This window comes from Polaribacter sp. HaHaR_3_91 (genome assembly GCF_019278525.1).
Classification (GTDB): Bacteria; Bacteroidota; Bacteroidia; order Flavobacteriales; family Flavobacteriaceae; genus Polaribacter.
Genome location: NZ_CP058986.1, coordinates 2,026,054 through 2,042,740 on the forward strand (window position 1 = coordinate 2,026,054; position 16,687 = coordinate 2,042,740).

14 protein-coding genes are annotated in these 16,687 nt (G+C 28.2%); 2 read left to right on the forward strand and 12 right to left on the reverse strand.

Going from position 1 to position 16,687, the window contains the following annotated elements:
• Window positions 1-470: 470 nt before the first annotated feature.
• Window positions 471-2,291, forward strand: a complete 1,821-nt coding sequence (locus tag H0I27_RS08425; protein ID WP_218733592.1) for a sodium:proton antiporter — start codon at window positions 471-473, stop codon at window positions 2,289-2,291.
• A 496-nt stretch (window positions 2,292-2,787) separates the two neighbouring features.
• On the opposite strand, the gene dnaX is transcribed toward H0I27_RS08425, so the two are convergent.
• Window positions 2,788-4,485, reverse strand: a complete 1,698-nt coding sequence (dnaX, locus tag H0I27_RS08430) for a DNA polymerase III subunit gamma/tau (protein ID WP_218733594.1) — start codon at window positions 4,483-4,485, stop codon at window positions 2,788-2,790.
• A gap of 423 nt (window positions 4,486-4,908) precedes the next feature.
• On the opposite strand from dnaX, the gene msrA reads away from it, so the two are divergent.
• Window positions 4,909-5,568: a peptide-methionine (S)-S-oxide reductase MsrA gene (gene msrA / locus H0I27_RS08435; protein ID WP_218733596.1), complete on the forward strand. Its 660-nt coding sequence runs from the start codon at window positions 4,909-4,911 to the stop codon at window positions 5,566-5,568.
• 1,007 nt (window positions 5,569-6,575) lie between these two features.
• Here the strand turns inward: msrA and H0I27_RS08440 are convergent.
• The 11 genes from H0I27_RS08440 to H0I27_RS08490 all read right to left on the reverse strand — a co-directional run bounded on the left by H0I27_RS08440 (window position 6,576) and on the right by H0I27_RS08490 (window position 16,637).
• A complete protein-coding gene (locus H0I27_RS08440) occupies window positions 6,576-7,136 on the reverse strand; it encodes a DUF1572 family protein (protein WP_218733598.1) in 561 nt (186 codons plus the stop codon).
• A gap of 93 nt (window positions 7,137-7,229) precedes the next feature.
• Window positions 7,230-8,405 carry a hypothetical protein gene (locus tag H0I27_RS08445; RefSeq protein ID WP_218733599.1) on the reverse strand — a complete coding sequence of 392 codons (1,176 nt, stop codon included), beginning with the start codon at window positions 8,403-8,405 and terminating at the stop codon, window positions 7,230-7,232.
• A 150-nt stretch (window positions 8,406-8,555) separates the two neighbouring features.
• Window positions 8,556-9,743, reverse strand: a complete 1,188-nt coding sequence (locus H0I27_RS08450; RefSeq protein ID WP_218733601.1) for a WG repeat-containing protein — start codon at window positions 9,741-9,743, stop codon at window positions 8,556-8,558.
• Between the two features lie 150 nt (window positions 9,744-9,893).
• Complete coding sequence (locus H0I27_RS08455; protein ID WP_218733602.1) at window positions 9,894-11,090, reverse strand: toll/interleukin-1 receptor domain-containing protein; 1,197 nt, start codon at window positions 11,088-11,090, stop codon at window positions 9,894-9,896.
• A gap of 143 nt (window positions 11,091-11,233) precedes the next feature.
• Entirely contained in the window at window positions 11,234-11,857 is a 624-nt protein-coding gene (locus H0I27_RS08460; RefSeq protein ID WP_218733604.1) for a hypothetical protein, read from the reverse strand.
• Between the two features lie 117 nt (window positions 11,858-11,974).
• Window positions 11,975-12,889 (reverse strand): IS3 family transposase, encoded by a 915-nt coding sequence (locus tag H0I27_RS08465; RefSeq protein WP_218733824.1) that lies wholly within the window; start codon window positions 12,887-12,889, stop codon window positions 11,975-11,977.
• Entirely contained in the window at window positions 12,808-13,329 is a 522-nt protein-coding gene (locus tag H0I27_RS08470; protein ID WP_025562376.1) for a helix-turn-helix domain-containing protein, read from the reverse strand. Before H0I27_RS08470 ends, H0I27_RS08465 begins: the two co-directional genes overlap by 82 nt.
• 113 nt (window positions 13,330-13,442) lie before the next feature.
• Complete coding sequence (locus tag H0I27_RS08475; protein ID WP_218733606.1) at window positions 13,443-14,243, reverse strand: DUF695 domain-containing protein; 801 nt, start codon at window positions 14,241-14,243, stop codon at window positions 13,443-13,445.
• A 188-nt stretch (window positions 14,244-14,431) separates the two neighbouring features.
• Window positions 14,432-14,935 carry an energy transducer TonB gene (locus H0I27_RS08480; RefSeq protein ID WP_218733608.1) on the reverse strand — a complete coding sequence of 168 codons (504 nt, stop codon included), beginning with the start codon at window positions 14,933-14,935 and terminating at the stop codon, window positions 14,432-14,434.
• 166 nt (window positions 14,936-15,101) lie between these two features.
• Window positions 15,102-15,518 carry a hypothetical protein gene (locus tag H0I27_RS08485; protein ID WP_218733610.1) on the reverse strand — a complete coding sequence of 139 codons (417 nt, stop codon included), beginning with the start codon at window positions 15,516-15,518 and terminating at the stop codon, window positions 15,102-15,104.
• Window positions 15,519-16,115: 597 nt separating this feature from the next.
• Window positions 16,116-16,637, reverse strand: a complete 522-nt coding sequence (locus H0I27_RS08490) for an OmpH family outer membrane protein (RefSeq protein WP_218733612.1) — start codon at window positions 16,635-16,637, stop codon at window positions 16,116-16,118.
• Between the last annotated feature and the right edge of the window lie 50 nt (window positions 16,638-16,687).

A 16,687-nucleotide genomic window follows, 5' to 3' on the forward strand; every position in this document is an offset into this window, starting at 1 on the left:
ATAGGTAAAAAGCTGCTTTTAATTTAAGTTAATTTGTTATATTTTTTTTCAGTTATTAAACTTACTATAGTCATATCTAACGCTGTAGAGAGTTATTAGATTAATAAATAGGTTTAGGTTGCATTCAACCAGACTTTTTATATGTTTTTAACTAAATGCTATCCAATTAACTACTTAGCTTTAATGCTTTAACTTCAAAATTAATTATTGCATCTATTTTTAAAGGTTTTTGAATCTATATATTCGTTTTTAAAGCCATTAGTTCATATACATCTATGTTGAATAATAAGTTTAAATTTTTGAGAAAACGTAGCCTTATTTGTAATTTTATAAACTTTATGTAAAAAAGAGATATATAGTTTCATTTATCTGTAGAATAATGTAAAATTTAGATATTATAAAAAACTGCTTATTTTATTTTTATGATAGGCAAACATTCTTATTTTTACATTTAATAGAACGATTGATATATGATAGAATTAGCAGGTATAATTATTTTAGGAATATTAGCACAATGGGTAGCATGGAAATTTAAAATCCCAGCAATATTACCTTTAATTTTAATTGGTTTACTAGTAGGACCAATTGCTGCAGAGTTTTTGAGTGAAGATGGAACAAAGTGGATAGAGCCAGTCTGGAATGGGAAAAAAGGTCTTTTTCCTGGAGATAGTTTGTACTACTTTGTGTCTTTAGCTATTAGTATTATCCTTTTTGAAGGTGGCTTAACCTTAAAAAGAAGTGAAATTAAAAATGTAGGACCCGTAATTACAAAACTAATAACAATAGGTTCTACCATTACTTTTTTTGGAGCAGGAATGGTAGCGCATTATGTTTTTGATTTAAGCTGGGAACTTTCTTTTCTATTTTCGGGTTTAATTATTGTTACAGGACCTACTGTAATTACGCCAATTTTAAGAAACATTCCTCTAAAAAAAGATATTTCTACGGTTTTAAAGTGGGAAGGAATTTTAATAGATCCAATAGGTGCTTTAGTGGCGGTATTGGTTTTTGAGTTTATTAGTGTAGGTGGTGGAAGTGGTTTTACTAAAACAGCCTTATTAGAGTTTGGTAAAATATTACTTTTCGGAACCACTTTTGGGTTTACGTTTGCACATGCTTTAGCGTATGCTATCAATAAAAAAATGATACCGCATTACTTATTAAATGTAGTCTCTTTATCTACCGTTTTACTGGTGTTTATAGAGTCGGAAGTTTTTGCACATGAATCTGGTTTATTGGCAGTTGTGGTGATGGGAATGGTTTTAGGAAACGGAAAATTAAGCAACTTAAAAGAATTGCTTTATTTTAAAGAATCTTTAAGTGTTTTGTTAATTTCCATCCTATTTATTTTATTGGCTGCAAATATTAACATGGAAGATTTACTCTTGTTATATACCTGGAAAACAGTAACTCTTTTTGCTGCTGTTGTCTTTGTAATAAGACCTTTAGCTGTTTTTGTAAGTACTAGAAATTCTAAATTAAAATTCAATGAAAAACTATTTATCAGTTGGGTAGGACCTCGTGGAATTGTAGCGGCAGGTATTGCTTCTTTATTTGGGAGTAAGCTATTAAAACAAGGTGTAGAAGGAGCGGAGTATATTACGCCTTTGGTTTTTATGATTGTTTTAGGTACTGTTTTATTTAATGCCACTACAGCAAGGTTGTTTGCAAAAATGGTGGGTGTTTTTCTAAAAAGATCTGATGCTATTTTAATTATTGGAGCCTCTAGTCCTGCAAGGTTAATTGCAAAATATTTAAAAGACAATGACAAAAGGGTTATTTTGATAGACTCTAATAAAAACTTTATTCAAAAATCATTAAAGGCAGGTTTAGAAGCTATTGAAATAGATATTTACAACCAAGACTTAACGGATAACATTGAGTTAAATGATGTAGGTTATCTTATTGCTATGACGGGTAGTGAAGCGGTAAACAAATATGCTATAGAAAGTTTTTCTAATAATTTTGGAGAACAAGGTTCATATCGATTGGCAACTTCCGAAGAAATAAAAAATCCAAATTTAAGTATAGAGCAACAACAAATATTATTCAATCCAAAAGGTGATTATATTAATTTAAGTGAAGCTTTTAGAGAGAATCCTAAAATTTATGAAGTAGAAATTAATACAGAAGAAGAATACAAAACAATGGTTTCTAGGTTGTTTAATGAATTTAAATCGGTGCTTTTATTTATCAGAAAAGATGATAAATTATACCTAATCCCTGAATTTGAAAAAACAGAATTAACCAAAGAGGGTTGTACTTTAATTTACTTAGGTAAAAATGTGTAATAATTTAGTGAAAACAATTTGCTTAACTATAAACACTAATTAAATGAAAGCTCACAATTTTTTTCAGAGCTTGTCGAAGGATTTTATTTTAATTCTTAATTCTATAAGTATTAAAGTTTTTGTTTAAGTAGTTGTTTGTAAGTGTTAATATATTAGCATTTTATTGTTTTTTTTTAAATTTAATAAAGATATTTACTTAGCTAAAAATGCTAAACCAATATACTCACGATGCCCTCTTGAGTCTGTCGAAGGGTGCAGTTTAAGACGCTTAAAACCGCCCAGTTTTCACTTATTAGAATACTATTTAATAAACACAAAAACTCAAACAATATAACTATCTTCAATCTCTTTAGTATCTTTTATTATTTCAGAAGTATATTTTTACAACTCTAAAATTTTAAGAGCATTTCTAGTCTTTCGTTTCCTTTCTTTTAAATGATGATCAAAAAACAGGTTGTTATTATTACATTTATAAGTAACAATAATCGAAGTATTGTTACATGTCTAACTCAAAAGCCTGACGTAGTTTGTCTATAAGAGGGTTTATTTCTTTCATCTTATTATATTTCTCTTGCGGAGTGTAGGCAAACTTCTTTTCTATGGTTTCGTTTAAGCGAACATCAAGACTGATACCATAATTGTTAAGTTTTTTTCTTAAGAAATTTATCAATTCAGATCTTCCTTTCTTAAATTGCTCTTCCATTAACTTATTAGGTACCGAAAAAGATATTTTATAGTTTTTACCTAATTGTGGTGCGTCTGTTCCTACAATAGAAGCCATACTACGCTCTCCTTTTTGAATTAACAGCGCAACATACTCTTTCCATAGAGTCTGTAAAGCTTCTTCTGTAAAAAAGTCTTTTGGATGGTTGTCGAAATTTTCTTCTACAACCGCTTTCTTTTCTACCTTTTTTTCGTGAATACTTTTTAAGGATAACGAAGATGCACGTCTACCAACAGATTTTAATATTGGTTTTATTCTAGGTTTAGGTGGTTCAACCTTTGGAGCTTGTGCAATAACAGGTTTTTCAGTTTTTTTCTCAACCAGTTTTGCAGCCTCTTTTACAGCAGGAGAAAGTGCCTGAAAAAATGTAGCGGGAATTATGTAGTTAGCTGGTTTTTTTTTTTTTTCTCCATCAAAAGTGATAGAGGCAATTTGCATAATGGTTAATTCTACCAGCAGTCGCTGATTTTTACTTGCTCTATAATTCAAATCACACTGATTTGCTTTTTCTATAGATTGCATTAAAAACGGAATGCTTGCCTTGGTGGCTTGTTCTAAGTATTTCTTTTTAGCAGCATCACCAACTTCTAACAATTCTAAAGTAGCTTTGTCTTTAGCAACTAGTAAATCTCTAAAATGACTTGCCAATCCGTTTATAAAATGATGTCCTTCAAAACCCTTTGCTAAAATAGTATTAAAAGCATTTAATACTTGTGGTATTTTGTTGGTTAACATTAAATCTGTCATATTAAAATACGTTTCGTAGTCTAATACATTCAGGTTTTCGGTAACAGCTTCACGAGTTAAATTGTTTCCTGAAAAACTAACAACTCTATCAAAAATAGACAAAGCATCACGCATTGCGCCATCCGCTTTTTGAGCGATAATATGCAAAGCATCATCTTCTGCCGTAATATTTTCTTTTTCACAAATTACTTTTAGGTAATTTTTAGCGTCTAAAACACCAATTCTTTTAAAATCGAAAATCTGACAACGAGATAAAATTGTCGGTATAATTTTATGCTTTTCTGTAGTTGCTAAAATAAAAATAGCATGTGCAGGTGGTTCTTCTAACGTCTTTAAAAAAGCATTAAAAGCTGCCTGAGATAACATGTGTACCTCATCTATAATATATACTTTATATTTACCGGTTTGTGGCGGAATACGAACTTGGTCTGTTAAACTTCTAATATCATCAACAGAGTTGTTAGAAGCAGCATCCAGCTCAAAAATATTAAAAGCAAAATCTTCATCTGCAGAAACTTCTGCATCTTGTTGATTAATGTTTTTAGCCAATATTCTAGCACAAGAAGTTTTACCAACTCCACGTGGACCTGTAAACAACAAGGCTTGCGCCAGATGATTGTTTTTTATAGCCTTTTCTAACGTGTTTGTAATGGCTTGTTGCCCAACAACATCCGCAAAAACTTGTGGACGATATTTACGCGCAGAAACTATAAAATGCTCCATGTATAATAGATTGTATATTGTTAAAGTCTTTTTAAGTGTTCTTATAAATCAAAAATAAATTTTGATTAAAAAAGGCATTATAAGTTTAAAAAATTAGTAAACTTTCTGCTTCGCTTAACGAGACCGGTTTATTTTGTGACTAAATTATTCAACAAAAATAGGGGTATCAGGTATTTTTTACAAGATATTTTCTTAATAAAAACCTAAAGTTGTAAACAACGTGTAAAATATGTATATTTATAACGACTACTTAGGTAAGTTAAAATTAAATTTGATTCCCAAATAATGGGATTGAATGTTTCTAAGGATATCTTAAAGATATAACCCTTGGGATTTTTTTAATTAAAAGTTCGGAAAATTGTACTAAAGATCAACCAACTGTCTTTTGTGCAATTTTCTTTTTAACCCTAATCCGTAAGTAAAATGAATATTTTAAAGCCTGTTACCTTTCTAAGTTTATCAATATTATTAATTTCTTGTTTCGGTTTTACTGATAAAAAAGAAACTCAAACTGAAACCAAAGCAAGTTATACTGCTAAAGAAAATACCAAAGTCGCCTATTTTGCAAGTGGCTGTTTTTGGTGTGTAGAAGCTATTTTTGAAAGTGTAAGTGGAGTAGAAGAAGCTGTTTCTGGTTATGCTGGCGGACATACGTTAGACCCAACATATAAAAGTATTGGAACCGGTAAAACAGGACATTCAGAAACTGTAGCCGTGTATTACAACCCCGAAAAAGTTTCTTTTGAAACGTTAGTTACCGTGTTTTTTGGTTCTCAAGATCCAACAACAAAAAATGGACAGCATCCAGATTACGGAACACAATATAGGTCTATTGCTTTTTATGAAACGGCAGCAGAAAAGGCAATTATAGAAAAAATGATTGAAAAATTAAATGCAGAAGTGTACAATGGTAAAATAGCAACCGAAGTTACCAAGCTTAAAAAATTCTACAAAGCAGAAGAATACCACCAAGATTTTGAACATAGAAATCCGAATCAAGGGTATATAAAAGCGGTTTCTATACCAAGATTAAATAAATTTAAAAAAAGGTTTCCAGCGTTGTTGAAGACAAATAAACATTAAAGAATAGGTTTTATATATTGAAAAAAGCAACTCATTGAGTTGCTTTTTTTTTGTTTTTAGCTGTTATACTTTAAATATAATGATTCAAGAACTAAAGTAAATGAGAAGAAAATATTATATAGTTATTTAATAATAATTAATTTCATCTTCAGTTACAATTTAATATTAGTTCCAAACTTCTTTTAGAAGCTATTAAAACAGGCTTTTGCTATCGCTAAATCGGGATTAACTTATAATAATTATTATAGAAGTGTTTTAGTGAAAAATTAATGAGTTTTTCTTGTTTTTTACCACAGTACTTTGTTCGCTGTAGTTTTTTCAATTCAGATTATTAATTAAGATTCAAGTAAAATGAAAAAAAACATATTTTATAAAATTATTGTTATAGAATTAATTTCAATTGGTCTTTTTCTTTTCTTTTATTTCGCTAAATAAATTTAATATAAACCATAAAAATGTTCTTACAAAAGTCACTATTATAGACATTCTTAAAAACTCTTTTAAACTTAATTTAAATTCATAACCAATATATGTGAGTAATGAAATCCAAAAAAGAACTAATATTCCAACAAAAAAAACAATTCTATCATAAAACAATTCAGAATTATTTTCCTTTCCGGCTAATAAGTAAAAAAATATAAAAACTGATAAAATATTAAGTATGACCCAACAAATTGAAATTGCTAATGAAACTCCGACAGTTATAAAAATTCCCTCTTCAAGAATATTATGTTTAAAAATATATAATTGTAAAAACTTAAAAATAATATTCCTAAAAATATGATTAGTGAGTTTTTTTGTATCGGTTCAATTTCAAATATTTCTTTTATCATAGAGTTAATTCTGAGTATGAGTGAGCAATTGCAGCTAACGGTCTCGGCGATTAGTAGTTGCGTGGTTTAGCACTAAACTTTGCAAGTACACACCAAACTGAAAATCCGTGAGGATTTTCAGAAGTAGGCGAGAACAAGCAATTGCTTATTATAGCCATTGTTGTAGCAAGTTTTTTAATTTTTTAAGTCATCAGAGAAATGTCCCTTATGTTTCCCTTTTGAAAATTTGTCTTTGTTAAATTCATTTGATTTTCCTTTCGGGATAGTCAAACTTTTCCATTCGTTTCCTTTAATCATTTTTCCTATGTAAACAATCTGCCCGATATGATAAGGATAATGAGCAAATTGTCGATTTATAGCTTCCAAAATTGAGTGTTCCTGATTTCTGATATAAACTTTTGTTTCAAAATTATCTTCGTTCACAGAGTCTAACGCATCGAACAGACATTTCCATCCGTCATTCCATTTTTCAAGCAATTCATTTTTAGTTTTTATCACCGATTCAAATTCCAAATCTCTTTTCCGCCATTCTTTTTCTCCGTCAGAGGTCAAAAAATCGTTCCAGCGAGATTTCATATTTCCCCAAAGGTGGTTTACGATTATTGCAATTGAGTTTGAGTCTTCGTTAAACTGCCAAAAAAGGTATTTTTCCTCTAATTGGTCAAATGTTTTTTCTCCGACAGATTTGTAATATTCAAATTGCTTTTTAACACTATTTATATATTCGGTTTTCATTCAGCGTTTCTTTTTTTCAAATTGGCTACGTTGATGTATAAGAATAGTAGCGGATTTTCATTCACTAACTTTCCGGATTAACAAAGACCTTTTTTATATTTTCAATACTTTGGTTTTAGCGACTAAATCGCTATTATTTTTATCCATTGTTGGCAATAGTATTTTATAATCAAATGTCAAAGACAATAACAAGAAGGGCAATACCATATTAAAATAACTAATATCAAAACTTGAATCAAATAGAGTTGTCTTAAATCCACTATAATAAATTGATGTAAAGAATGCTATTGATACAGGTAGTAATAGAAAAATAACGATCAAATATATTATTGATTTTATGTTTTTTGCTCGAAAAGAATATATCATTGGCGCTATGATTAAAATAAGACTTAATATGCTAGGTAATTGTCTGTTTTGAAGTTCAAAAGGATTATGTTTATAAAAGTGTTCCAAACTGCTAACTTTGTTAAAACAGATATATGAAAATAATATAATGGTAGCTAAAGATACTGCTATAAAAGTTATCTTTTTTTGTACGGAAAATCTGTAAAAGTGCTTGAAAAATAATATTGAAATTGGGATAATAGCAGTAATTCTGGTCATTACCAAGGATGTCAATAAAAATGATTCTAATAGTGTGTTGTTTTTTATGTTTCTAAAAATTCTATCTTGCATAACAACAACAACAGCTAAAATTATAATAAAATTAGACATCAAATCACTTTTAACATATATTTCCCAAAGGTATGAAGGTGAGCCTATTACAAGTAATAAACATAATAGCCTTTCCTTATAAGTGTTAAATACTTTCGATATAATATAAATAAATAATAAAAATGCAAAGGATTGTAAAAATCCAATATTACCTAAAAAATAGAATGGAATTCCAATGAAAAGAAGGGTAGGTAAATTTGAAGTTCTTCCATTCAAATGGTCTACTGCAGAATAAGGATACTCACCATTTAAAAGAGCTTTTACACCAACTTCCATTGCTGACCATCTGTCCACCATAAGCGAATTACCATCTACATTAATGTTTATATAAATTGTAAAAACAAAGAAGAGTATAGAAGTAATATAAAACAAAGGTTTATAATAATTCTTTAAATTTAATCGAATGTATACAATACTAATTATTGATATCAATAATGTATAAATAAAGGCTACAACGTAGCCATTTAAAACATCTATTCTGCTAGCATATTTAACTACAAAAAGAGTATTTATAAAAATAAAAATTAAATATGTAAATGATAATCTTTGCTTCATATTATTGACAACGTGGTTGTGTATGATTTCGTTGCGTTGGTTTAGCAGTAAAGTTACTAAATAATTACAGACCAAGAAAGTCTGCGAGGAATTTCGCAAGTAAGCAAATAGCCAGCAATAAAGTTTATACGGTGTTTGGTAAAGTAATTTTTAGAATTCAGATTTTATTATTTTAACTATAAATTCTCCTTTTGTGTTTATTAACCCTTTTTCACTAATTCCTTTAGAATCATAGTTTATTGCAAAAGCTTTTCCATTTATTAAGTTTATTATTTTGGCAAACTGTTTACTTACAATTTCCTTTTTAGAATTTATAATTACTGTTTTTCTATTAGACCTTAATACTGCAATCGTTTTTTGTTCATTAACTAAAGAAATTAAATTTGATTTAGTAGCTTTTACTTCAATTTCTTTATCAAATGAATTGATAATTTTACCATTTATGTCAATTAATTTGACATCTGAAGAATAATAACTGTCTTTCACTAAAGCAAAGCCTTTATAAAAATCAGTTACATCATCATATTTTGCAGGAATAATTAATTCTCCATTACTATCAATATAGCCTTTTTTCCTTTCTTTATTTGTAACAATAGCTCTGTTAGAATGAAAATCACCAGGTTTTTGGGTATATTTAAAAGAGATTTTTTCATTATTTTTTGAGTCAATAAATCCCCATAAATAATAGTTTCCTGATAATTTACAAACTGCAACTAATCCATTAGAAAAATTTGAAGATTTGTCATATTCTGGTGTAATTACAATTTTATTAGATTTATTTAAAAAGCCTATTTTTTTAGTTTTTCGATTCTTAATTTGTTTTAATCCATCATAAAACATTTCAACGTTCTTACTGCTCATTGCTTCAAAGACTTTCATACTTGAAGACAATTCATTTAAACCTAATTGTTTATTTATTTCCTTTTGGTTGTAATCACATATTATGTTTCCTTTTAAGTCAATAAATACTTCTTTATCGTCATTCGTAATTGCCCAAGTATTATCAGTAATGAAAGGTTTTATTTCTTTAAATTTATACTCGGTAATTGGATTTTTGTTAAAATCAATTAATCTATATAGTTTCGTATTATTGTCAAAATCATAAGTAACACCTTCATAAAAACTGAAGGTTGTTAAATTCTTATCGTATTTTTTAAATGTGATCTTTTCAGCTGTAACGTTTCCAAGAGTATCAACTAATGCAAACCCATCATTTTTTAATATTCCAAAAGATACTCCATTATAGTTTTTCCCAAAATCATTTGCTACAACTTCTTTTTGAGAATAAACAGAATTGACTAATAATAAAAAAGTAATTGTAATAGTTCCTATTTTCATTTTTTTTTATTTTACCTAACGTGTTTTTGTATGGAAATTTGCGTTTTAAGTCGACGGCTATTTTCCGAAGGAAAATAGGAGTTGACAAAAATGCAAAAACCTTTGATTAAGCCAAATATAGCAATTTTTTATACAAGGTGTTGGGCAATGTTATTGATATTTAACTACTGTTTTATGGCTTCTCAAATTTTTTAAAAATGATTTTATTGTATTTCTACTTACTTCAATATTTCCTTTATCTAAATTTTCACAGAAGTCTATTGTTTCATCTGGATTATTTCCAACTTTGTGGTAATTAGTTCCCAGAATTATCCAAAAAGATTTTTCTTCTCTCATTCTTCTTTGTACTCCAAATTCTTTTAAATTTATAATTTCGTTGTTAATTTCCGCATAACCATTTACCATTTCATTATGGCTAACGATTATTCCATTATCTAATATTCCAACAGAGTTTTCTTTTCCTCCAATATCGGAGGTTATATTAAAAGGTTCTAAACTTTCAGATTTTATTAATATAAATTCATTTTGTAATGTTGGATTAAACGAAATCCACATGTCAGATATATTTAACTCCCAATTGTAGCCAGTTGTTGTCCAATTTCCATTTTTTAATTTAGTGAAGTGTTTTATATAGTCATCTCCTCCCGAAAATCTAAACCACATATTTTCCAGCATTCCAGAATTGCTTAAATTAAATAAAAGTCTATTTTGACTTTTTTTATCACTAATTTTATGTATTCCAGAATTTAATGTTGGAAAAGATTTTGCTAGAATTTCATTAAAAGGGTATAAACTCATTTTAAAGCAATTATCCCATTCCGAAAATATCTCCTTTTCATTTTTAGAGTTTCTGAAATTTTTAGTTAATTTCTCAGCTTCTTCTATAAATGACTTTATTTGTACATTCAAAATATTTAAATCATAATCAATGTTTAAAATTTTCTTAATATCTTCTATTAATTTAATTAAATCATTTTCATTTAATATTTTAAGTCCTAAACGGTTTAAGTTAAGAAATCCTATTTTATCGAAGCTTATATCTGGAAATAATAAAGGAATTGTACAATCTTTCTCTAAGGCTACCCAAGAAGCTCCAATTTCATTTATACATACTTCACTTTTTTTGTAGTTCTCAGAGATAAAGAGTAATGAAATAGAAGCTGAATTAATTTCAGTTTTTAATCTATCTGGAATATATTCTCCGCTTTTCACATCATAGCCTTTTATACTTGTACAAAAAATTCTATTGTATTCAATGTTCAAGCCTAGTTGCAAAATTTTTTCTACAAAAAGTCTTACTATTTTTATATCCTTAGATGAATGGCTTATAAAGATTTTCTTTTTCATATTTAATATTGCCCAACGTTGTTGTATATTGAAAGTTGCGTTTAAAGTGAACGGCTATTTTCCGAAGGAAAATGGATGTTTACAAAAATGCGACTAGTTTTGTAAAGCACTAATTTAGCAATTTTTACTATACGGTGTTGGCATTAGTTTTTTTTACTTTCAGAATATTTACTTTCAATTTCATTTTTCCAATTTTCAAAGTTAATTTTATTCATTCCTTTATTTAAAATCAGATTAGAATTCTTTTTCAGTTTCGTAACTATTGACTTGTGATTTGGTTTTTCTTTGGTAAAGTTCCATTCAGTTTTTAATCTGCCATATTCCCAAAAATTATATTCATCTTTTATTGAATTTTGTAATTTATTAAGATCGTAATTATTCATGCGTTTTCCATTTATTCTTGGGTCAAAGAGAATAATTCCATAAACACAAGGAAATCCTTTTTCATTTCTCCAATTGTAACCAACAATTACTGTAAATCCATTAATTTTTCCAATTAAATAATCTTTTTTGTGTTTAAAACCAATTTTCATTAATTCCGTAAAAGGATATTTTTTTAATTCATTTACTCTCTTTTTTGGGCCAAAAAAAACATCATAAATATAATAAAGTGTTCCTAAAAATATAGAAACTCCAAATATTAAGTAAGTAATATTTATAATTCCATTTATATTAAATTTTCCTGATATTATAAACGAAAAAAGAAACACCAATAACATTGATGAAAATGAAATTATTGCTTTTCTGTAATATTCAAATATTTTCATTTTTTAATTAATGCCAACGTGTTTGTATATGGTTTGTTGCGTGGTTTAGCACGTAATTTAGCAAATAAAAACCGAATAGAAAGTGAAGTGCACCCAAATGTTTAGACAAATTTATAATTAATTTTGATAATAATTAGCTCGATATTCAATCGGGCTCATTCCCTTTAAATTTTGTTTAATTCTCTCATTATTATAATATTTTATATACACTTTAATCTCTTTTTTTAATTGAGATATCGACTTGTATTTATTTATATAAAACAATTCAGATTTTAGAATACCGAAGAAATTTTCTATCACAGCGTTATCTAAACAATTTCCTTTAGGAGACATACTCTGAGTAATTCCTTTTTCTGTTAATAATCTTCGATACTGTTTCATTTGATACTGCCATCCTTGATCTGAATGTAATATTAAATTTGTTTGATCTGGTATTTTCTTAAAAGACTTTTTCAGCATAATAGCTACTTGTTTAAAATCAGGTTTTTCAGATAATTGATAATTTATTATTTCTCTATTAAAGAGATCAATTATTGGAGATAGATATAGTTTTTTTCCTAAAACTTTAAATTCTGTAATATCGGTAGCCCATTTTTTATTTGGCCTAATAGCTTTAAAATTTCGTTGTAATATATTAGGAGCTGTTTCGCCTATTTGCCCTTTATAAGACTTGTATCTTTTAGCTCTGACTAAACTTTTTAAACCTAATTCACGCATTAACTTGAGTACTGTTTTATGATTTATTAGAGTTCCTGTTTTGTTGATTTCTAAAGAGATTCTTCTATAACCATATCTTCCTTTGTGACGATGATATATTTGATGAATCAATAGTTTTATCTCTTTATATTTATCAACTATAAGACTTCTTTTATGATGATAATAATAACTACTTCTTGCCATGTTCATATGATATAATAAAATATCTAAATCATACTTATGCCTTAATTCTGTTATGGCTTTTGCTTTTTGTTTTGCTCTTGTTGAATTAAGGCCTGTAACTTTTTTAGCAAGTCCAGTTCTGCACGTAATGATTCATTTTCTAATAAAAGTTCCTCTTCTCTTGTTAAAGGTTTATTAGACTTTTTTTTAGCCCTCTTAAATTGCATAGATTTTGGTTTACCTCTAGGTTTAATGTTTAAGCCTATAATACCCTCTTTTTTATAATTACGTTGCCACTTCATAATTACAGATTTTGTAGGAATATTAAATTCTAAACAAGCTTGACTGAAAGATAATGAATCTTTGTCAATAGCTTTTAAAACTTTAAGTTTAAAAGGAATGCTATACACTTTTGTTTTTCTTGGTAATAGTGCTTTTTTACCATATTTTTCATAAAATCGAATCCAATCATGAAGGGTTGTATGATGACAACCATATAACTTAGACACATCTTCAACTGTTTGGTTATTTTTTAAAACTTGCTTTACACATCGAAGTTTAAATGCGTAATCATACTTGACTTTTCTTCCCATAATAATACCCTCAAATAGTGTCTAACTTTTTGGGAGCAGTTCAAAATCCGCGAGGATTTTCGTAAGTAGGCGAGAACCAAGCAATAAATTATATACGGTGTTGCCCACAGTTTTTATTCCTCAATTGATGTTTCCCAACCATCATAATCTCCATTTAATTCAGATGCTTTTTGCCATAATTCCAATGTATATTCATCTATTTCGTCATAACCAACTTTGTCAATTCGTGATATTTGAATAACAAACTTATATTCGTTCGGTTGTTCTGTTTTTCCTTTATTTTTTGTCTTAAAACCTAAATCATTTGTAAATTTCTCAAATTGGTCAATTTCATTTTGAGTTTTAAAATAAACCCAATGAAAAACCTCTCTTTCTTTCGTTAGTTTGTCTCCACCTTTTTCTAATTGTTCGAGAACTCTTCTGTTTTGGATTATTTGCATTTGTCTTGGCAAAGGATATAGAAAGTCAAAATATCCGTTCCATTCTTTATCTTCATTATGTCCAAAGTCAAATTTGTGATTCGGAAATTGGGTCATTGCAGATGAGACTTCTTTTTCCATTAAAATCGTGTTTTCTCCAAAAAAATACAAATCTCGAAATCCATTAGAAGTCAATCGACCAGCAAAAGTGTAATTCAGATTTTTTTTGTCAAATCCGCTTATTATTACGTCTTCAATTTTCGATAATTCATCCGCATCTTCGTTACTCGACAATCCATTATCTTTCGGATTAGGCATTTTGATTGAAACATAAACTACAATTTCTTGTCCTTTTATTGGCGCAACATTCATTAAATTCAAATCGGTTGCAATTGAACTTAATTTGTCATTTACATTCGAAAAGTAAAATGTCCAATCAGGTTGATATTCATTTTTCGGTTCAGATTGTCCGAAGATTTTACTTAAAAATCCCATAAATAAAATAAAGGTTAATATGTTTCGATGATGTTTTTTCAAATTGTGGGCAACGTGTTAGTCTATGGAAAGTTGCGTGTTTGTGTGCGAGGATTTTCCGAAGGAAAATCAAATGTAGCAAACGTGCAACGACCTTTGTTTAAGCACAAAACCAGCAATTTTTTATATACTGTGTTGTGCATAGTTTTTTATTTCTCCGGTACAAATTTAAATGGTAAAAGGAATTTCACTTTAACTTTTTTATTTTTAGTTAATTCAGCAGGTTTCCAGTCAGGTAACTTTGAAATTACATCATAGCAAGATTTGTCAATATGATTTTTAAATCCTTCTATAATTTCAATATCAACAACTTTTCCTAATGTGTCAACAACAAATGTCGCTTTAACTTTTCCCTCAACTTTTTCAATAAACCCTTGTTTAAAAGCAAAGTTATTTTGAATAAATATTGTTAGAGAATCTAGTCCGCCAGGAAATTCAGGCATTTTCTTTAAACTCATAAAATTTATTTGCTCATCATTTTCGTCTAAAAGTTGGTATTCCAAGTTCAGCGAATTTTGCGATTCCACTTTTTTAAATTCCGATTGAGTGATTTCATTTTCAGAATCAGAATTGTTTTCCGTTTCTGTTTTTTCCGAATTCTTACAAGAAATCAGAAGTAAAATGGTCAATATAATTCCTATTTTTCTATTCAATTCGTCAGTTTTCTCAAATTATGCACAACGGTTACGTATATGAAATGTTGCGTGTTTGTGTGCGAGGATTTTCCGAAGGAAAATCAGAAGCTAGCAAACAAAGCAACTAACATTGGTTAAGCACAAAATAGCAATTTTTTATATACAATGTTGTATGCAGTGTTTTTTATTCATTCAGTTTTATAAAAATCAGAGTCGCACAAATAATTAACAAAAACCAAAATAAATAACCATAAGCTCTTATTTTTTGTGCTTGTCGATATTTTTTTTCAAAACCATATTTTTCAAATCGTTCCATTTCAGATTCCGTAAAATGGTCTTCTCTCCATCTCGGTTTTGTCGTAAAAAAAGGTAAAATGAAAAAAGAAAACATTTCCTCATTTGTTAGAGGTTTGTCTTTTCGGTCATTTTGAAATTTCTTATATTTTAAGTAATCAGATTCAATTTCAGTTTTTTGTTCCTTTGTCAAATTCCGAGAATTAAATTCAGATTCTGCTTTTTTAATTTCAGTTTTGTCAGTTCCGTTTTTTATGATGTCAAATAATTCGACATTTGAATATCTATAAATCTTTTTGTCAATCATAAAGGTGCTGTTCACATTGCATACAACTTGTTTATATACTTACTTTAACTCCTCATATCTTCCTTTATTAGGGAAATATGCTCAATTATTTAAGTTTTTTGTTTGAAATTCTTTCATAGCAAATAAGGGAAGAATTTTTCATGATAAAAGTACAATTTATATGGTGTTTATATAGATTAACTTATTAACAGTAATTTGTTAATTATCAACCTTAAAAAGACTTCATTTTTGTCATTTCGGTTTTAAGAGAAGTCGCATAACAGTATTACCAAAAACCAGAGCAACTTTATGGGACTCCTCTCGAAAAGTGCTCTAATTGTGAGGGTTTGTACCATTAAAACCAAAAAAGATACATCAGAGTATAAACGGTATAGTGCCCTTTGTATTTAATCAAAATAGTCCACGAATTAGATGACTTCTATAATTTCGACCTTTTAGAGAAATCACTTATAGGAACATCATTTATAAAATTTAACTAATGAGATTTCACGTAAAGCTATCTTAAGTTTAATAGAGTCATAGAAATATTTATTTCTTTTAACAAAAAAAGCCTCACATTTCTGTGAGGCTTTATAGTAAATATTTTGAGAGAAAAATTTATTTCCCTTCTGCAACAGGAATTGCAATTCCTAAGTTTTTTAAGACTAATTCTGTAATATCAAATTTAGTATCAATGTAAGCAAATTCGTTACCAGTCATGGTTAAAATTTGAGTGTACCCTTCAGCTTTAGCTACAGTAGCAATAGCATTACTTAATTTTTTATATAAAGGTCTCATTAATTCGTCTTGCTTTAATTGCATTAATTGGTTTCCGTTTTGCTGGTATTTTTTAATATCAGCTTCCATTTCTGCTAATTCTTTGTATTCAGCTTGTTTTGCTAATTCTCCAAGCGTTTTTTCATTCTTTTTAAAAGCTTCTATTTTAGCTTTATAAGTTTCTACTTTTATGGTAAAAGAAGAATCTAATTTTGCTCCGTAATTTTGAGATCTTTCTGATACAATTTTTGTTTCAGGCATTAGGTTAATAATATATTCACTATCTACTGTACCTACTTTAGATTGTGCAATAGAAATAGAACTAATTAAAGCAAAGGCAATACATATAATTTTTGATTTCATGTTATTTTGATTTTTTTGTGCAACAAAGATATAAAAGCGAATGAATTACA